Annotated in this window: 20 protein-coding genes; 16 read left to right on the top strand and 4 right to left on the bottom strand. The window is 37.9% G+C overall.

The window, feature by feature from the left end; genetic code table 11:
• Positions 1–3: 3 nt before the first annotated feature.
• The 4 genes from T8I65_RS09555 to T8I65_RS09540 all read right to left on the bottom strand — a co-directional run bounded on the left by T8I65_RS09555 (position 4) and on the right by T8I65_RS09540 (position 7,936).
• Positions 4–2,376 carry a multicopper oxidase domain-containing protein gene (locus tag T8I65_RS09555; protein ID WP_322300412.1) on the bottom strand — a complete coding sequence of 791 codons (2,373 nt, stop codon included), beginning with the start codon at positions 2,374–2,376 and terminating at the stop codon, positions 4–6.
• A 71-nt stretch (positions 2,377–2,447) separates the two neighbouring features.
• On the bottom strand, positions 2,448–3,665 hold the full coding sequence (locus T8I65_RS09550) for a TolC family protein (protein WP_322300411.1): 1,218 nt from the start codon (positions 3,663–3,665) through the stop codon (positions 2,448–2,450).
• The gene (locus T8I65_RS09545) at positions 3,662–7,414 is read right to left on the bottom strand and encodes an efflux RND transporter permease subunit (RefSeq protein WP_322300410.1); all 3,753 of its coding nucleotides are present in this window, start codon (positions 7,412–7,414) and stop codon (positions 3,662–3,664) included. Before T8I65_RS09545 ends, T8I65_RS09550 begins: the two co-directional genes overlap by 4 nt.
• Positions 7,415–7,519: 105 nt before the next feature.
• Entirely contained in the window at positions 7,520–7,936 is a 417-nt protein-coding gene (locus T8I65_RS09540) for an HYC_CC_PP family protein (protein WP_416173196.1), read from the bottom strand.
• Positions 7,937–8,215: 279 nt separating this feature from the next.
• Here T8I65_RS09540 and T8I65_RS09535 point away from each other — a divergent pair, with 279 nt between their 5' ends.
• The 16 genes from T8I65_RS09535 to T8I65_RS09460 all read left to right on the top strand — a co-directional run bounded on the left by T8I65_RS09535 (position 8,216) and on the right by T8I65_RS09460 (position 19,833).
• Positions 8,216–8,638: an HYC_CC_PP family protein gene (locus tag T8I65_RS09535; RefSeq protein ID WP_322300409.1), complete on the top strand. Its 423-nt coding sequence runs from the start codon at positions 8,216–8,218 to the stop codon at positions 8,636–8,638.
• Between the two features lie 179 nt (positions 8,639–8,817).
• Positions 8,818–9,399: a helix-turn-helix domain-containing protein gene (locus T8I65_RS09530; RefSeq protein WP_241552005.1), complete on the top strand. Its 582-nt coding sequence runs from the start codon at positions 8,818–8,820 to the stop codon at positions 9,397–9,399.
• Between the two features lie 171 nt (positions 9,400–9,570).
• A complete protein-coding gene (locus T8I65_RS09525) occupies positions 9,571–10,170 on the top strand; it encodes a WG repeat-containing protein (RefSeq protein ID WP_241552006.1) in 600 nt (199 codons plus the stop codon).
• 34 nt (positions 10,171–10,204) lie between these two features.
• Entirely contained in the window at positions 10,205–10,453 is a 249-nt protein-coding gene (locus tag T8I65_RS09520) for a hypothetical protein (protein ID WP_241552007.1), read from the top strand.
• Positions 10,450–10,656 (top strand): heavy-metal-associated domain-containing protein, encoded by a 207-nt coding sequence (locus T8I65_RS09515; RefSeq protein WP_241552008.1) that lies wholly within the window; start codon positions 10,450–10,452, stop codon positions 10,654–10,656. The genes T8I65_RS09520 and T8I65_RS09515 overlap by 4 nt, the downstream gene beginning before the upstream one ends.
• Positions 10,657–10,680: 24 nt before the next feature.
• Positions 10,681–10,899 carry an SHOCT domain-containing protein gene (locus T8I65_RS09510; protein WP_156284560.1) on the top strand — a complete coding sequence of 73 codons (219 nt, stop codon included), beginning with the start codon at positions 10,681–10,683 and terminating at the stop codon, positions 10,897–10,899.
• Positions 10,900–10,917: 18 nt separating this feature from the next.
• Entirely contained in the window at positions 10,918–11,193 is a 276-nt protein-coding gene (locus tag T8I65_RS09505; RefSeq protein ID WP_156284558.1) for a DUF5676 family membrane protein, read from the top strand.
• An 89-nt stretch (positions 11,194–11,282) separates the two neighbouring features.
• Positions 11,283–12,083, top strand: a complete 801-nt coding sequence (locus T8I65_RS09500; protein ID WP_241552009.1) for a helix-turn-helix domain-containing protein — start codon at positions 11,283–11,285, stop codon at positions 12,081–12,083.
• 4 nt (positions 12,084–12,087) lie between these two features.
• Entirely contained in the window at positions 12,088–12,798 is a 711-nt protein-coding gene (locus tag T8I65_RS09495) for a lycopene cyclase domain-containing protein (protein ID WP_241552010.1), read from the top strand.
• A gap of 12 nt (positions 12,799–12,810) precedes the next feature.
• Positions 12,811–13,272: a universal stress protein gene (locus T8I65_RS09490; protein ID WP_322300408.1), complete on the top strand. Its 462-nt coding sequence runs from the start codon at positions 12,811–12,813 to the stop codon at positions 13,270–13,272.
• Positions 13,269–14,624, top strand: coding sequence for an NAD(P)/FAD-dependent oxidoreductase (locus T8I65_RS09485; RefSeq protein ID WP_241552012.1), 1,356 nt, complete (start codon positions 13,269–13,271; stop codon positions 14,622–14,624). The genes T8I65_RS09490 and T8I65_RS09485 overlap by 4 nt, the downstream gene beginning before the upstream one ends.
• A 7-nt stretch (positions 14,625–14,631) precedes the next feature.
• Complete coding sequence (locus T8I65_RS09480) at positions 14,632–15,987, top strand: APC family permease (protein ID WP_241552013.1); 1,356 nt, start codon at positions 14,632–14,634, stop codon at positions 15,985–15,987.
• A 19-nt stretch (positions 15,988–16,006) separates the two neighbouring features.
• Positions 16,007–17,020 carry a type II glyceraldehyde-3-phosphate dehydrogenase gene (locus T8I65_RS09475; protein ID WP_241552014.1) on the top strand — a complete coding sequence of 338 codons (1,014 nt, stop codon included), beginning with the start codon at positions 16,007–16,009 and terminating at the stop codon, positions 17,018–17,020.
• 11 nt (positions 17,021–17,031) lie between these two features.
• Positions 17,032–18,090, top strand: a complete 1,059-nt coding sequence (locus T8I65_RS09470; protein ID WP_156284546.1) for a class I fructose-bisphosphate aldolase — start codon at positions 17,032–17,034, stop codon at positions 18,088–18,090.
• Between the two features lie 67 nt (positions 18,091–18,157).
• Complete coding sequence (locus T8I65_RS09465; RefSeq protein ID WP_156284544.1) at positions 18,158–18,988, top strand: universal stress protein; 831 nt, start codon at positions 18,158–18,160, stop codon at positions 18,986–18,988.
• A 2-nt stretch (positions 18,989–18,990) separates the two neighbouring features.
• On the top strand, positions 18,991–19,833 hold the full coding sequence (locus T8I65_RS09460) for a restriction endonuclease (RefSeq protein ID WP_083645382.1): 843 nt from the start codon (positions 18,991–18,993) through the stop codon (positions 19,831–19,833).
• The last annotated feature ends 14 nt before the right edge of the window (positions 19,834–19,847 follow it).

Raw genomic sequence — 19,847 nt, 5'->3', positions numbered from 1 at the left:
TTCTTAAAATCTTAGCGATAATCCTCCACCTGCTCCAAATCGGTTGTCATAGCTCCCCATTAACGAGAAATCACGACTCAAAACGAACTCTAAACCTACTTGCCAAGTAGTTTCTTCTTTAAAATCAGTTCCTTCCTCAAAATCTGTAACCCAACCAAAGTCCATTTGGTATTCGTACTCACCGTACAGTGCAACATTTCTAAATATCATTGTTGCTGTGGCGAAAGAGATTGTTGGTCTTAGTTTATTATCTATTCTCAAATCGGAATCTATAAGCAATGGAAGTAGATACCTCACACCAACTACACCCGTAGTGGAAATCTCATCAAGACTATCTTCGCCTTCATTTTCAACATTTACACCACCAAACACCCTGAAGTAACCATTGAGCCAACGCTCGTATGTAAACTCTGCTTCTAAATTTTCATTCCAACCATATTCTCCTCTTACTATGAACTGGTTACGTATATTGGTTGCTGTATAAAACAATTCTGTCATATGGCTTGCGCCAGTAACTTCTCCCCAAGTCCACATATGGTCTGCTTCTGTGGTCAAATTAGTAAGTGGATAGCCTTTTAATCTTTCATCCCGTGGTGTATCATAGCTGAAGACCCTTGCCATCCCACTATTTATATGGTAAAGTACGTGGCAATGGAAAAACCAATCGCCATACTCAACGGCATCAAATTCGATAACCACTTTCTGCATAGGTGCAACGTTTACAGTATGCTTTAACGGACTACGCTCGCCATTTTCGTTAAACACCCTAAAAAAGTGACCGTGCAAGTGCATAGGGTGATGCATCATTGTCATATTGTTAAGGGTAATGCGAACCACTTCGCCCTGCTTGATTTTAATTTTATCAGTTTCCGAAAGCGGCACACCGTTGATAGACCATACGTAACGATTCATATTTCCCGTAAGGTTGAAAAGCATTTCGCGCACAGGTTTTCCATCTTCAAATTCAGTGTTTCCCGGTGCTTTTAAATAGTTATAGTTAAACTCAGGATTTCCACCCGTTTTCATATTGTCGCCAATAACCTTGTCTTGCGGCACGATATAGCCCATTTTCATTCCGCCGTCCATTTGCCCTTTGTCACTTTCCATTTTCATACCTTCGTGAGCCATTTTGTCAAGCTTTATTTTCGTGGAATCTTTGTCTTTCTGCATCCCATCCATCTGCATATTATCGTCTTTCATATTCATTCCGTCCATTTGCATTCCATCCATTTTCATCGCGTATTTTTTCATCTTTTCAATGGAATCGTTCTTTGAAGGATTGAACTTGGCTGCAGGTGCGCCCATTTTCATATCCATGGCCATCATTTCTTGCATTTGCTTTATCAGGTCAGGATTTGGAACTTCAGGCGCATTCAAAATTTTACCATTTCCTAAATAAGCTGATGCTTGACCAGAACCATCTTGTGAGGTAGCAAGTATTTCTAATTTTCCGCTTTCCGGGATGGTTACTATAAAGTCATAGGTTTCCGCAACACCGATTAAGGTTTTATTTTTCTCTACAGGCACAACATCCAGTCCATCCGCAGAAACCAGCATTGGGTCTTCACCTCCAAATGTGAGCCAGAAATAAGAGGCGGCTGCGGCATTTACAAAACGTACACGAACCTTTTCGCCAGGACTTAAATCGGGATAATTCTGTTCTGCCCCTCCATTAATAAAAAACTTGTCGTAATAATTATCTAAAATTGCCATATCGGGCATACGTTGCCACATCATTTTTAGCTTTGCGCCAGTAGCTCCCTTGGCAATAACTTTGTCCCAACTTTGTACTTGGTTTTTCTTGATGAGATACCACTCGTTGCCACGTTTTAAATTTCTAAGCTGTGTCTTGGGATTTTCATCCATCCAGTCTGATAGGACGAGCACTAAATCCTTATCATATTCTATGTTGGTTTCTTTAGGATTGATTTGAATTGAGCCATAAACACCTCTTTGCTCTTGTAGACCTGTATGTGAATGATACCAGTACGTACCGGATTGTTTTAATGCAAATTTGTATTGTTGGGTTTCACCCGGTTTAATGGGTGGCGTAGTGAGATAAGGAACCCCATCGTAAAAGTTTGGAAGAATTAAACCGTGCCAATGTACAGATGTTTCCTCGTCCATTTTATTGGTTACGTTAATAATGGCAAATTCACCTTCATTAAACTCCAGGTTAGGTCCTGGAATACCGCCATTTATGGTCATAGCCTTGACATCTTTGCCAGTAAAATTTACAGTCTCGTAGTCAATGGTAAGGTCATAGACTCGTTCTGGCCAATTATCTATATTTTTTTCACTCTTGTTAGCTACATATTGTGCTATACTCTTTGTTGAAATGAGAAGTACAAGTAACATTGTCATTTTTCTAAGCATTGTTCTCTGTATTTATTTTATATTACTTTAAGGCATTGCGATTAAATAGCTTATCCTTTTTAATTTTATCCTTAACTGCTTAGGTAATTTACCATAGCATATTCTGTATAATAGCCTTTTATGGATTCAATTAGGTTTATCTGAAACTTCAGCTGAAGTTCCTGAACATCCAATACGTCATTAAAATCTATCGTGCCTGTTTCATAGTTCTTGATCAATATTTCTTCTGCATCATTAGCCTGTTGCAAATTCTTTAGCTGTACATTGAACTTAATTTTCATACTGTTTCGGTTGTACTGGGCCTGCGCCAGAAGCGTTTCAAGTTTATTCAACCTATCTTCTTTTTGCGATGTAATCTCTAACTGCCTCAGTTCATTTTGCTTGGTAATTGACTTGTACCTATTGTTGAAAATTGGGATTGACACTGAAACCATTGGCATCACGATGTCCTTTCCGTTATCGGAAAAATTCATATCAGGACGTTCTGATACCGGAACATAATCCAATCCAAAACCTATATTGGGCGAACTCTCTTTTTGGTTTAATAATTCTGACTGCTCAACAGATTCGTACAGCTTATCATATTTTAAAAGTTCTGGGTTCAGTTTAAGGTTCTCATTAGAGACCAATGGTTCTTCAGCAGGAATAGTCATTTCTTTAGGAACATCGACTACAATTGTTTCATCCCGATTCAATAGATTATTGAATACCGTTTGTTCTGCTAAGAAATCTTGTTCCAGCACTTCTATTTGCTGAACCAGTTCATTCTGACGTATTTGAAGGCGAAGAACATCCACAGCTGAAGCCTTACCAACTTCTACCGATGTCAATGCCAACCGCTCATAGGTTTCCAATAATTGAATGTTTTCATCCAAAACAAGTTGTTTTGCCTTGATTGAATATAGTTTGTAATAGGATTGTGATATCGATAGTGCTAACCTTCGTTTCGCAATAACAATATCCACATATTGTGCGTCTGCCATTGAACTCGCATAATTTTCCCTCGCGGTAACAGTGCCAAACCAAGGCAGCATTTGGGATACCGAAAAGCGCGCACGTTGTGCACCCGTCCGGGTTTCGGGTTCGCTCACAAAATAACCTGCTCCAACAAGCGTATTGGGCAACCAATCGGCTTCGTTCACTTTTTCTTCGGCGATGTTATAGCGCAGTTCAAAGGCTTGAATCTCGGGGTTGTTAGATTGTGCCTCTTCAATGTATGATTGTAGTTGTTGCGCTTTCGCGAAAGCGGAAACAAACAAAAGACAGGTAATAATTTTTATATTTTTCATTTGTTTGCTCGTTTAAGTTGGTACTCTTTTTTCCAGCTATATAATACTGGTACTAAAAAGTAGGATGTAATATCTATAATCATCCCACCGAAAATGGGGATTGCCATAGGTATCATAATATCGCTTCCTTTTCCCGTAGAAGTAAGTACAGGTAAGAGTGCAAGCACGGTGGTAACAGTAGTCATCAAACACGGACGAATTCGCTTTCCAGCAGCTTCTAATGTGGCAAGTCGGATTCCTTTTTTATCATTGGGATTCTCTCTGTCAAAAGTTTGTGTGAGGTAGGTAGCCATAACTACACCATCATCTGTTGCGATACCAAAAAGCGCAATAAAGCCAACCCAGACAGCAACACTTAGATTGATGGTTTTCATATTGAACAAATCCCGCATATTCTCACCAAAAAAGCTGAAATTGAAGAACCAATCCTGACCGTAAAGCCAAATCATTATAAAGCCACCTGCAAAGGCAACTGCGATTCCTGTAAATACCATCAACGAGGTGGAAACAGAACGGAACTGGAAATACAGAATTAGAAATATGATAGCTAATGCTAATGGCACAACCACGCTTAAAGTTTTTTCGGCTCTCAGTTGGTTTTCGTAGGTACCTGTAAAGCGATAGTTAATTCCTTTTGGTACAATTAGATCACCGTTATCAATCTTTTGTTGAATGAGCGCTTGGGCATTTTCCACTACATCCACTTCGGCGAAACCGTCCAACTTATCGAAAAGAACATAGCCAATTAAAAAGGTGTCCTCACTTTTAATGACCTGCGGCCCTTGTTCGTATCTTATGGTGGCCAACTCGCTTAAGGGAACCGGACTTCCTTTCTCAACCGGAACATAAATATCTTTTAAATCTTCTGAGTTTGCACGCAACTCACGCGGATAGCGCACTCTTACTCCATACCGCTCACGACCTTCCACCGTTTGAGTAAGCGGCATACCGCCCACAGCTACCTGAAGTACTTCCTGAACATCCATTATGGAAATTCCATAGCGTGCCAATTGGTCTCGTTTTATATCAATTAGTAAATAGGGCTTGCCCACAATACGGTCTGCAAAGACAGCTTGTTCTTTTACACCTTCAGCTTGTTTTAAAATGTCTTCGAGCTGTAGACCAAAAGCTTCTATTGTTTTCAAGTCTGGCCCTTTAACTTTTATACCCATAGGCGCACGCATACCTGTTTGAAGCATTACGAGCCTTGTCTCGATAGGTTGTAGTTTTGGTGCAGAAGTCACCCCTGGAAATTTTGTCACTTTCACAATCTCATTCCAGATATCGTCTGGGCTGTCGATTTCTGGCCGCCAGTTTCGGTAATATTCACCGCTGCCGTCTTCAATTAAATCGTTATGGGTTGCATTTGTTTTTAGTTGCGAGGCCTCATAATTAGCGTCATCATCGATTTCATTATTTGGATTAATAATGAATTTATCATTTTTCAGAACAAATAAACCATCATCGTTTACGCGGTAGCGTTGTCTCTCGCCATTCTTGTTTCGCATATATTCAGACTTATACTGAATCACATTTTCATACATCGAGAGCGGCGCAGGGTCAAGAGCAGATTCTGTTCTACCCGATTTACCTACTACCGTTTCGATTTCAGGAATACTGGCTACGGCCATATCAAGCTGCTGTAACACACGCTTGTTTTCTTCAACACCTGCGTGTGGCAAGGATGTTGGCATTAACAGGAATGAGCCTTCGTTGAGCGATGGCATAAATTCTTTACCCGTGTTGCGCATTATTATGGCCCCTAAAATCAACACTGTGGTCGGAATTATTAAAAACAGTAATCGGTTTTGAAGTGCCCAACGTAATATAGTGTCGTAATATTTTTGGAAAATTGAAAACGCCCCCAGTAATCCGAAACAGATAATCGCAACAAAAATCAAGTTCATTATAATACCGCGGTCAAAACCTAGTGGTCGCCAGTATTCGGCTAGAAGGAAAACAATAGCAATACAAGAAATAACGATATGTATTAGATTGGCTCTTTTTGCCGTGATAATATCGCGTACACTCAAAATTGCAACGATTCCATAGGCAATTAATATAATACCCAACCAATAACCATAGAAGATGGCTGTGATACCAAGGACGATGAGAACAGCATTAATAATATATTTAGCGTGCTCCCTAATAGTACTCTTTTTGAAAAGGAATGCGGCAAATGGTGGTATCAAGAAAAGGGCGATAACCAAAGACGCCGTGAGCGCCATTGTCTTTGTAAATGCGAGTGGACGAAACAACTTTCCTTCAGCACCTATCATAGTGAATACAGGAATAAAACTGATAATGGTTGTTAATACTGCCGTTAAAATTGCACCAGAAACTTCAGCAGTTGCATTGTAGATGATTTCATTTGTGGTGTACTCGATTCCGCTTTCGCGAAAGCGTAATTTTTCATCTTCCAAATGCCGAATCATATTTTCGGCCAGTATAACGCCCACATCCACCATTGTACCTATAGCAATGGCAATCCCTGACAATGCTACAATATTTGCATCTACATCAAAAAGTTTCATTGCAATGAAAACCATTAATACTGCAACGGGTAACAAACCTGAAATTAAGATGGATGCGCGTAGGTTGAACACCATTACGATAATGACCAGAATGGTTATTAAGATTTCAAGCGTGAGTGCTTCATTAAGCGTGTGTAGGGTCTCTTGAATAAGCTGGGTACGGTCGTAAAAGGGGACAATGGTCACTTGTGAGGTGCGGCCATCTGCCAGAACTTTTGTTGGAAGCCCAGATGACAGTTCAGCGATTTGCTCTTTTACATTATTGATAACTTCCATAGGGTTGGCGCCATATCGCGCTACCACAACACCACCAACAACTTCGGCACCTTCTTTATCTAAAATACCACGACGAGTTTGCGGTCCCAAATGAACAGTTGCGATGTCTTTTATTCGGATAGACGTAAAATTCTCTGAAGTGACCACGGCATTTTCAATATCTGCAACGGATTTTACATAGCCCAAACCACGAACCAGATATTCGGCCTGATTGATTTCCAATGTTTGTGCACCAATATCTTGGTTGCTCTGCTTAACGGCTTTGACAATGGCACTTAATCCAATATTGTATTGGCGCATTTTCTCCGGGTCCACATCTACTTGATATTCCTGAACATAACCGCCGATAGACGCTACTTCGGAAACACCACTTGCTGATGACAATCCGTATTTCACATAATAATCCTGTATACTACGCAGTTCCTGTAAATCCCAACCACCGGTTACATTACCATCCTTGTCACGACCTTCTAGGGTGTACCAGAATATTTGTCCTAAACCTGTGGCATCAGGGCCCAAAGCTGGGTTAACGCCATCTGGCAGCAAGTTGGAAGGAAGCGAATTGAGTTTTTCGAGAATGCGACTACGTGACCAGTAAAACTCCACATCTTCTTCAAAAATGATATAGATACTGGAAAACCCAAACATAGAGGAACTACGAATAGTTTTCACGCCTGGAATACCTAGAAGCGAAGTTGTAAGTGGATACGTAATTTGGTCTTCAATATCCTGTGGCGAGCGCCCTTGCCATTTGGTAAAAACAATTTGTTGGTTTTCACCAATATCGGGAATGGCATCCACAGCTACAGGGTCAGTAGGCAAAATACCGGTCTCCCAATTAAAAGGTGCGTTTACAACGCCCCAACCGACGAACAAAGCTAATAGTAAAACAGCTACTAATTTATTTTCTATTAGAAATTTGATGCTTTTATTCAGCATAGAAAAATGAGTTTTAAGTAATAACAATACTTGTTGAGGAAACAAGATATAAGCAGTTTAGTCCAAACAAGTTAAGATTGGACTTAAGAGTTATTTACTTAAAAATCAAATGAGGAAAGTCTGGTCTAAGACTTGAACATCTCTTATGAGGGGTGGTGGGGAATAATTTATAAATGTTTTCTTATCTGAGTTTTCATATTCAAATAAATATAAATAAGATTGGACTAATGAAACAACAAATATTTGGTGTTCTTTATCCAACTTTTCAAAGGAAATTTTTAAGGTGTCTTGTCCTTCCAAAAGCAGTTGTTCATCACTACAACAATTATTCTTGGTAATATCACAATTTAAAGAAGTGGAAGTTTTTTGTACTTCCATACCACAGGTTTCTACTTTTCCAAACAATGAAGAATCAACTAAAACATCACCACAATAGTGACTCGCCAACGTAAAAGAAAACGTTGAAAACAGCACTAAAAGTGCCATAAAAAATGATGATAATTTTAAGAAAACCTTTTTCATTAAGAATACAAAGCTAAAAAAAAATTAGAAGATTTCTTTTATTTAACAAAGAGTTTAGTTTATAAAAACCTAGAGACTATTTTACATCTGGATCAAGATTACTGCAAATAACATAAAGTTAGAATCGATTTTATATGACGGAAGTCATATTTTTTCATAGTCAACTAATTTACATTCGTAACGTTAACTAAAATCTACTCTTAACTAAAATATAATACTAAAATCTAATTATTTAACATATATTTTAAATATTTGATATAAAATTATTAAATTTATTACGTGAAATCTTTTTTTACCAAAATATTAGCCTTCTTTTTAGCAGCTACTATATTTTTTAGTACTTCTTCGTTTACAGTAGATATGCACTTCTGCTGTAATAAATTGGTGGATATGGCACTTTTGGGTAAAGCCAAAGTCTGTCAAGACAAGGAACTAGAGAAAGATTCCACCACTAAGCAATGCACTTCTATTCAAGAAAAAGACTGCTGCAGCAATCAAACTTTGGTCAAAACAGGCGATGATACCATAAAAAAGGTTAATACCCAACTTGAGTCTGAAGATATATTCTTTCTTAGAACCTTCTTTTATACCTACCTTAATCTGTTTGAAGGGCTTGAAGCAAACATCGTCCCTTTCAAACACTATAGGCCGCCTTTGCTATCTAAGGACTTACAAGTTCTCAACGAGATTTATTTAATTTGATTTTCTTCCCTGTAGATTGAACGTATCAATCTGTATTCTATCTTATAATCAAAGAACCACTTCTGGTTAAAGATTGTTGTAAACCGTTATTCCACAACACATTTCATCAATTTAAACATGTAAGGCCAAAACCTTATGATCTATTGAGCTCCATGCCCAATAGCAATACCTATACTAAAATGAGCTCACGAAAAGAATTTTGGATTAAGAATATGGTTTGTAGCAGATGCCTCAAAGTTATAAAACAAGAACTTCAAGAATTAGATATTACTGTACTCTCATTAGAGTTGGGAAGGTTAATGGTAGAAGCACCTAACCTAAATGAAGTTGCCATTACAGATAACGTAACAAGGGTGCTACACGCCAATAGTTTTGAAATAGTAAAAAAAGAAGAAGAGATGCTTGTTGAAAGAATGAAGATCATTCTAATTGAACAACTGCAAGAGTTGCCGTTACATATTAAAGTAAAGATATCTGAACTATTAGCATCAAGTCTTCACAAGGATTACAAGACATTAAGCAAACTATTCTCAACCAATGAAAAAACAACCATTGAAAAGTACTTTATCAAATTGAAGATAGAGAAGGTTAAAGAACTTATCCAACTTAAGCAACATACCTTTTCAGATATAGGCTATCTACTGGATTATAGCAGTGTAAATCATTTATCCAGGCAGTTTAAGGAAGTCGTAGGAATGAGTATGACAGATTACAAAAACATAGGAAATTGGAAGCGTAGGTTCTATGATGAAATCATATAAATAAGAAAGAAAATTATGAAGATGAAATACTTTAAAAGTAGGTAGGTTTACATTCAATTTAAGCCTGGACATCTCCTCACGGCTTGTGTTGATAACCCCTCAATTATCTCACAAGCCAGTTCAGGCCCTTCGAATGATGAAAAGTAAGAATTAACCAAAAAAAATAAAACAATGAAAAAAATATTAATAGTGATTTTAATAATTCCTTTTATGGGAATTGCGCAAACCTTGGAAAATTTAGATTATATATCACCTTTTAACAATGGCATCGCCGCCGTTAAAAAAGGAAACGAATGGGGTTTTATTGCCAAAGACGGAAGCTTATTGATTGATTTTCGCAATGATTTGGTTCTCACAAAAACGGATAACGCCAATTATCCAATTTTCAAAAACGATAGATGCTTGATTGCACATCATAAGGATGGGGTTCTCTACTACGGATATATAAATAAAGATGGGGTAACAGTTATTACACCTGAATTCCTGAACGCTTCTAATTTTAAAAATGGTTCGGCCATTGTACTGAAGTTGGTCAAGGAACAACTTGGGAGCAACGAACTTATGAAGAACGTGGTGAACTACCACTATTTCGAAGTAATTATTGATAAGGATGGAGAAATTCGTCAGTATTTAAATGAAGATCCGATACACATTACACTTTCAAAGAGGTATTTGAAAGTGGCTCCTAATATAACTTCAAAATTTATTTCTGAAGACCTTATTGCAATTGAGGGAATCAATAAAAAATGGAAGATCAAAAAAATAAATTAAAACAGATATAATTTCAATTTCAAAAACAAAAACAATGAAAAATCACTGGTTATGGATGGTCATTGGTTGTGGCCTTCCCTTGTTACTCATCTTTTTTGCTCCTTCAATTGGTATTGGAGGCGGAACCTGGCTTTTTGCATTCATTTTATTAATGTTCGCCATACACCTAATGATGCCAATGCAACACGGAACTCACACCCATGGATTATCTGATAAAAATTTGGATAAAAATGATAAGAAATACGATCAAGAAGGGAACATCACTAAAACAAAAACAAGATGAAACAAAAATTTCAAATAGAGGGAATCAGTTGTGGTGGATGTGTAACAAGGGTCAAGAAGACTTTAGAAGAACACCCCAATATCGAAAAGGCAGAAATTTTTCTGGAACCAAAAGGAGCAACGCTCATCACAATGACGGAAAATCTTTCAATTACTGAATTGCAAAAGCAGCTCAGCAAACTTAACGGGTACACAATTACATAAATAAATTAATTAAAACCAAAAATTATGCATTTATACGACGGACATTTTGGAGGAATGCACCTAATATGGTGGATTATATGGATTATTTTATTGGCTTGGATTTTCTTTATCCCAACAGATATTCCCTACCAAAAATCAAAAAAAGAAAAGCCATTGGATATCCTAAAAAAAAGGTTTGCCAGGGGTGAAATCTCAAAGGAGGAATTTGAAGAATATAAAAAATTAATAAACCCAGATAACTAACCTAAAAACACATAAACTATGTATCGATTGAACGTAAAAAAATTTGGTTTTGCCCTCGGTCTTACTGGAGCTTTGATTTATTTGGGCTGTATGATCGTGATGGCAACAGCGGGACAAGAAGGAACGATTATATTTTTCAATAGTCTTTTACACGGTCTGGACACAAGCAATATAATAAGAATGGACGTTCCCCTTTTGGAAGCATTTTTCGGTATTGTTCAAACCTTCATTTTAGGTTGGTTAATTGGAGCGTGCATTGCAGCATTTTACAATGCCCAAATTAAAAGGGGATAATTTTTTATCAGGGAAAATTTAAAAGCATTTGGCAATAAACCTCTTTAATTAGAACATAACTATATAAAATAAGTTTTAAATCCTTAATAATGCAGAATAAGAAACCTCTTAGAAATATTAAAACAATAGCTGTTCCAGTATTAATTTGGGCAGGCATCTTCTATTTCCTGGTACACCCTTTTACAATGGTGCTCTATTGGTTTGAATATAGTAACACAGTGTTTTCGTTTTCCCTGTTTCAAGATGTTTTAAAAACCCGATTTTTAGAGTCTTTCACTTTTGATATGAGTGGAATGGGAGGTTTACTCACGCTCTTAGGTGGTCTGTTGGGACTACTGTCTGGTTTGTTTTGGATAAACCTTAAAAGGAAAAATGAACTCATTGGAACACAACAACGATTACTTGTTCAAGATATCGAGGCATTAATCCAAGCTGGCGAAAATGAACGGGTCGAGTTGAAGTCTTCCATACGTTATGACTATTACCGTAAATCAACCAATCGCGACCTAGAAGTTATCATAGCCAAAACCATCACAGGGTTTATGAACGCAAAAGGTGGAAAACTTATAATTGGTGTTGATGACGAAGGAAATGTTCTGGGATTGGAAAAAGATTATAAAACCCTAAAGCATAAAAACATGGATGGGTATGAACGTGCGGTGTTCAGGATTATTTCTACGCAATTGGGGCACGAGGCTTGTTTCAGCAACCATATTTCATTTTACAGTATTAATGAAAAAGATGTGTGCGTAGTGGATATCGAACCTTCGGAAAAACCCATTTATGTCAACGATACCGAAAACACCACATTCTATGTGCGTACTGGCAATGCAACCTACCCATTGACTGTTAAAGAAGCTGTTAATTATTTAGAAAATAGAAAGCAATAGGTCTATGCAATACGTCTGGTTTATATGGTCTCTCATTATCCTTGCACTTTGGGCAGTTATTTTCTTGTCTAAAAAAGGGAATAGAAAAGAAATGCTTAAAATGAGCCTTATTACGATGCCCTTTGGTTTAACAGAACCATTATTTGTACCAGAATATTGGATGCCACCTTCCTTATTCCATTTAGCGGAAAGAATAGGTTTTGATATTGAGAGCCTTATCTTCTCTTTTGCCATTGGCGGAATAGGGACGGTACTCTACAATCTTATTTTTAAAAGAAGACTTGCCCAAATACCGCATAGCGAACGAAGTCATAGCAGGCACCGATTGCATATTTTTCTACTTTTTACGCCAGCATACGTGTTCATCATTCTAGCGCTATTTACGTCGTTCAATCACATTTATTGCGGTATTATAGCTTTGTTCATAGGTGGCTTGGCAACACTTTATTGTCGTCCGGATTTAAAAGGAAAGATATGGGTTGGGGGAATTCTGTTTACCATACTGTACTTCATTTATTTCGGAAGCATCCTTCCGTTTTATCCGCAATATGTGGAGCTGTACTGGAATATGGACAACCTGACCCATATTCTTGTTTTAGGAATTCCAATTGAAGAATTATTATTCGCTTTCACCTTTGGTATGTATTGGTCTGGATTATATGAACACTTGTATTGGAGAAAACTTATAAAATCAAAAGAAATATCAACCAACTAATACATTCAAACTATGAAAATACTATTGGCCATAGATGGTTCAGATTTCAGTAAAGTAGCCATTCACGAACTTATAAAAATGACCCTATCCTCAAATAGTGAAATTCATATTATAAATGTTTATGAAGTTCCGAAAACAACCGGCCTGGGATTGCATACTATGGGCGGCAGGATAGGAAATTACATAGAAGAAATTAGAAGTAACGCTCAAAAATTGGGAAACAAAATTGTTTCAGAAGCTTCCGATAAAATCAAGGCCGAAAACAAGGCACTTACTATAACCACAAGTGTTGTTAGTGGCCTGCCCAAAAGTACTATTTATGAAAAAGCAGAAGATTGGGGTGCAGATTTAATTGTAGTAGGCTCTCAGGGTCACGGTGCTTTTTCTCGCTTAGTATTGGGCTCTGTATCCCAATATTTGACCACAAATGCCAAATGTTCAGTACTCATTGCAAGAGATAGAAATAAAAAATGAAAGAAAAGCAAACACATAGCATTACATTAGAATCCACTTGTAAGATAACAGATGAAATCTGTCTTCCCGATACCAAATTACCTCGTGTGGTTATCGTTGGTGGAGGATTTGCAGGTTTGGCATTGGTTGAAAAACTGAAACACAAAGAAGTTCAAGTGGTTTTACTCGATAAAAATAACTTCCATCAATTTCAACCTTTATTATATCAAGTGGCAACGAGTGCGTTGGAACCTGATAGCATAGTATTTCCATTCAGAAAACAAATTAATGGATATAAAAATGTATTGTTTCGTTTGGCTGAAGTTGAGAAAATTCAACCTGATTCAAATACTATATTGACCAATAAGGGAAGTGTTTCTTATGACTATTTAGTGTTGGCTACTGGCACGACCACCAATTTCTTTGGGATGGATTCTATGGCCGAAAATAGTTTGGGGATGAAGGATATTCGCGATTCCCTCAACATCCGCCATATGATGTTGCAAAATTTAGAACAGGCTGCCATTACCTGTGATGATGATGAACGGGACGCCCTAACAAATTTTGTAATTGTAGGTGGTGGTCCTGCCGGTGTAGAGATGGCAGGAGCATTGGCTGAATTCTGTAAATACATTCTACCCAAAGATTATCCAGAGTATCCTGCTTCCATTATGAACATTTATTTAATAGAAGCCATTGATGAGTTGTTAAGTACAATGTCTGATAAAGCATCTTCGAAAACCCTCAAATATTTAGAGGATTTAAATGTAAAGGTATTATTAAATGAAGCTGTAAGCAATTATGATGGAAAGGAAGTCACTACCAAAAGTGATAAGACCATTTTGGCTAAAAACCTTATCTGGACGGCTGGCGTAAAAGGACAATTCCCAAATGGTATTGATGGAAAACACGTAGTCAGAGGCAACCGTATTAAAACCAATGCCAATTTAAAAGTAGAAGGCTACGAAAATATTTTTGCCATAGGTGATATCGCAGCACTCATTTCCAAAGAAACCCCAAAAGGACATCCACAAGTAGCACAGACCGCTATTCAACAAGGTAAATACCTGGGCGATTCGATATTAAATATCATAAATAACAAATCCATAAAACCTTTCAAATATAAAGATAAAGGTTCCTTAGCAACCGTAGGTAAACGCAAGGCAGTTGCCGATTTGGGCAAATTTAAATTTGCAGGCTATTTCGCCTGGTTGCTGTGGTCCGTTGTTCACTTGATGTCCATAAGTGGATTTAGAAATAGATTGATGGTTGGTTTTAATTGGGCGGTTAGCTATTTCACTTATGAAAAGAGCAACCGCCTGATTATTAGAAACTTTAAACCGAAATCTTCGGTTAAAAACAGAACAAAATAATTTAATAATGAAAAACACCACAGATAAAAATAATAAGCTTTCCCTAATAGGTTCCATATCTCTTGGTACTGGCGTAATGATTGGTGCTGGCATATTTGTCCTTATGGGGCAAATAGCAGAGTTGGTGGGTGATCTATTTCCCATTGCATTTATTGCGGGAGCCTTTGTGGTGGGGTTCAGTTCATATTCCTATGTCAAGTTTTCAAATGCTTTTCCGTCGTCTGGAGGTGTGGTTAAATTTCTTAACAAATCCTATGGGCCTGGAACAACAACTGGGTTTTATTCTTTACTGATGTACGTATCAATGGTAGTTTCAGAAAGTTTGGTGGCCGGCACTTTTGGGGCTTATACACTTAGGCTATTTCCAGATTCCTACGCAAATTATGCCTCTGTTCTTGGAGTGGGACTTATTGTTATTGCTTATATAGTGAATATCCTGGGCAATAAGGTTATTGGTGCAACAGCTACCTTTACAGCAGTTATCAAAGTTTTTGGTATTGCATTGCTCGCCATTGCAGGGTTAATAGTTTCTGGATTTGCAGACATTACAGGAAGCTATATTCCTCAAAATACCGAAGCTTTACCACAGGGCTTTGGCTTTGTGGCTGCATTGGCATTGGCAATCCTTGCCTATAAAGGATTTACAACAATCACGAACCAAGGAGCCGATATTAAAAGCCCGCATAAAAATCTTGGTAGGTCTATCGTGTTTTCCATACTTATCTGCACACTGATATATGTAGCCTTGGCATTAGCTGTTGCGGGAGGTTTAAGCATTCCTGAAATAATCGAAGCTAAAGATTATGCCCTTGCAGCCGCCGCAAAACCTGTTTTTGGGGAATGGGGTTCCTGGATTACCATTGGCATTGCCATTATTGCCACGGTTTCTGGGGTCATTGCCAGTATCTTTTCCTCTTCACGCTTGTTGGCAATGCTCAGCAATATGAAACAGGTGCCTTCTTTAACCAAACTTGGTAGCTTAAAAAATCCAGCACTAGTATTCACGTCTTCCCTCGCCATTTTACTGACCGTGCTTTTCGATTTGACAAGGATAGCATCCATTGGGGCTATTTTTTACCTTATTATGGATATCGCTATCCATTGGGGGCTGTTCCGTCACCTTAAAAACAAAGTGGTTTTTCAGCCTATCATCCCATTAATAGCCATCGTATTGGACATTGCGGTATTGGCAGCTTTTCTTTATATAAAATATCTGAACGATCCTTTGGTGCTTATCGTAGCAGCGATTGGGATTGTTCTAATACTTGTTGCAGAACGCCTTTTTATGATTTCACACACAGACGATGAAGGTAATATGCCAATGGGAATGAAGAATACAAGTGACAAAAACAAAAAAACATAATTAATTAAAAACAATTTATATGAAAAATGTAGCAGTTATAGGTTACGGAGTCATTGGAAAAAGGGTGGCAGATGCCATCAACTTACAAAACGATATGAAGCTTTCGGGAGTATGTGATATCATTAGCGACTGGCGAATTCAAAATGCCGTAAGAAAGGAATACGATATTTATGCAGCTACCCAGGAAGCTGAAGGTAAAATGAAATCCGAAGGAATTTCAGTAAAAGGAAATTTACAGGAGCTTTTAAAGAAATCAGACCTGGTTGTTGATTGTACACCCAAAAAGATTGCCGCTCAAAATGTCGTTATCTACAAGGAGCAAAACATCAAATTTATTGTACAAGGAGGTGAAAAACACGAAACTACAGGTCATTCCTTTAGTGCTGAAAATAATTACAAATCGGCTTTAAACTTGAATGCGACAAGAGTAGTTTCCTGCAACACCACCTCCATTCTTCGTACGTTGACCGCGTTAAAAAGGGCCGATTTATTGGACTATGCCAGGGGCACGCTTTTAAGAAGGGCAACAGATCCTTGGGAAAGCCATTTAGGTGGTATTATGAATACGATGGTTCCCGAAAAAGATATCCCAAGCCATCAAGGTCCAGATGCTAAAAGTGTTGACCCAGAATTGGATGTCATCACCGCAGCGGTAAAAGTACCCGAAACATTGAGCCATATGCACTACTGGAATGTGAAATTGAAAAAGCAGGCGACAAAGGAAGAAGTGCTAAATGCTTTCAAAACTTCAAGTCGTATTAAACTAATTCAATATGACCAAGGCCTGGTTTCTAACAATACCATTAAGGAAATGTTCCTGGATATGGGAAGGCCCTGGGGCGATATGTATGAAGTTGCCCTTTGGGAAGATATGCTGAAAGTACAGGGGGACGAACTTTTTTACGCTTACGTAGTCGATAACCAGGCTATTGTAATTCCCGAAACTATTGATGCTATTAGGGCACTTACCGGAATTGAAACAGATGGTGCAACATCAATTTCCAAAACCAATGAAAGTTTAGGCATTCATTAAACACTATTAAGATGAAAAAAAACGAAAATATTACAGAGCTTTTAGGGGAAAAAGCATCCTTCTATCTTGATCACGTTAGCGAAAAGATCACAAAAGATGAATTGCAGTTACCTGGCAGGAACTTTCTCAAGGTATTTGTGAAGAGTAATCGCAGTCCGCAGGTGTTGCGTAGCCTTTCCCAATTATATAACCACGGCAATCTGGGCGGGACAGGCTACTTGAGCATTCTTCCGGTAGACCAGGGTATTGAGCATAGCGCAGCCTTCTCATTCTATAAAAATCCGGATTATTTTGACCCTGAAAACATCATAAAACTTGCTATGGAAGCCGGTTGCAATGGTGTGGCCTCCACATTTGGTGTATTGGGTTTGAATGCTCGAAAATATGCCCATAAAATCCCCTTTATCGTAAAAATTAACCATAACGAATTGCTTACCTATCCCAATAAGTATGACCAAACCTTATTTGGAAAAGTAAAAAATGCCTGGGATATGGGAGCCGTTGCTGTGGGGGCTACCATCTATTTTGGTTCCGAAGAAAGCAACAGGCAGCTTAAAGAAATAGCCGAAGCTTTTGAAGAAGCCCACAATCTGGGAATGGCTACTATTTTATGGTGCTATCTGCGCAACGAAGCTTTTAAAACAGAGAAAGAAGATTACCACTCGGCTGCCGATTTAACAGGACAGGCAAATCATTTGGGTGTCACCACCCAGGCTGACATCATCAAGCAAAAATTACCTGTAAACAATTTCGGCTTTAAAAATATAGGATTTGGCAAATGTGATGATGCGATGTATGAGACCCTTGCCACAGAACACCCCATAGACCTTTGCAGGCTACAGGTGGCAAATTGCTATATGGGAAAAATAGGACTGATTAATTCAGGAGGTGGGTCTAAAGGTGAATCTGATTTAGTTGAGGCAATAACAACTGCCGTCATCAATAAAAGAGCCGGAGGTTCAGGGCTGATAATGGGAAGAAAGGCATTTCAAAAACCTTTCAATAAGGGGATTGAGTTATTGCATTCCGTGCAACAGGTATATCTGGAAGATAGTATAACCATCGCTTAATTATAACAAAAAAATTCAATAGTCAAATTATGTAATTATAACGAAAACATTTCAAAATCAATAAATTATGAAAAACATACTCGTACCAACAGACTTTTCAAAAAATTGCAAGAAAGCAGAAGAACTCGGCATTGAAATGGCAAAGCTTTACAATTCCGAAATTCATTTTTTTCATTTAATAAACACCCCGGTAAACTGGGTTGACCTGGGTAAGGAAAAAGAAAAGAGATATCCAGAAACAGTAAAAGAAATAGGAAGCGCAAGGGCTGATTTGAGGGCTTTGGAGTTAAAAGCGGAACGCGAAGGACTGGAATGTAGGACTTTTCTTGAATTTGATGGCGGACAAGCAAATATCCTACAACATTCAGGACATTTTCATCACGATTTTATTGTTACAGGAAGTAGCGGCACCCATGGTGGAGTTCGGGAACTACTGGGAAGCAATGTAGAAAAAATCGTAAGAAAAGCCGATGTACCTGTAATCGTGGTCAAGAACAAAGAAATATCCTTTCCTTTTAAAGATATCGTTTTTGTTTCAGATTTTCTGGAAGATGTGAGCGAAGCCTTTAAAATGGTTATTTCGCTTGCTACAAAATGCGGTGCACATATCCATTTATTGAGAGTCAACACACAAACTGATTTTAATAGTATTGATAGGGGTTTGAAACCCATTAAGAAGTTCCTAGAAAATTTTCCGGAATTGGAGAAGTATTCAATGAATGTATATAACGAACCTGCTGTTGAAACAGGGATAAATAATTTTTTAAAGTATAAAAATGCTGATTTGATCGCTATGTGTACTCACGGGAGTACAGGATTTTTAAGTCTTTTCTCCAAAAGTATCGCTGAGGGTGTAACCAATCATTCCGAATTGCCGGTGATGACCATTAAATTATAGTTATGAATAAATCAGTTCTGATAAAAAAATATTCAGGTGAGTATCAGGTTTTTGATATAAATAAGCTCATCAACTCCCTACGGCGCTCAAAAGCAGATGAAAATCATGTTCAGGAGATAGCCCGTGAGGTACAAGGGCTCATTGAAGAAGGGATGACCACCAAAAAAATCTATCAATTGGCTTTTAAAATGCTTAAAAGCAGGTCACGGGTAAGCGCATCAAAATATAAGCTTAAAAAAGCCCTGATGGAATTGGGGCCTTCAGGATTTCCGTTTGAAAAATTTGTAGGTAAGCTATTTAAATTTGAAGGCTACAAGACAGAGGTTGGGGTTATTGTCCAGGGAAATTGCGTACAACATGAAGTAGATGTGATTGCACAGAAAGACAATAAACATTATATGATTGAATGTAAATACCACAGTGACCAAGGCAGGTTTTGCAACGTAAAGATTCCTTTATATATCCATTCACGGTTTTTGGACGTGGAAAGACAATGGGAACATCACAAAGGGCACGAAAGCAAATTACATCAAGGAGAGGTTTATACCAATACCCGTTTTACGACAGATGCCATTCAATATGGTACTTGTGTTGGGCTGTTATTGACAAGTTGGGATTATCCTCAGGGAAATGGACTTAAAGATAGAATAGATAAAGCAGGCCTACATCCATTAACTGCCCTTACGAGCCTAACCAAAGCAGAGAAGGTCCAATTACTGAATAAAGGAATCGTGCTCTGTAAAGAGCTGGTCGAAAATCCAGGCTTTTTGGGACAAATCGGTATCAGTAATCCAAGACGAAAAAAAATCCTTGAAGATTCAAAGGAGCTATGTAGAACCCATTAAAATAACAAGATTTC

This window comes from Christiangramia sp. OXR-203, assembly GCF_034372165.1.
Classification (GTDB): domain Bacteria; phylum Bacteroidota; class Bacteroidia; order Flavobacteriales; family Flavobacteriaceae; genus Christiangramia.
Note: the sequence above shows the minus strand (reverse complement) of the source record. Positions and strands in the feature narration are given on the sequence as shown.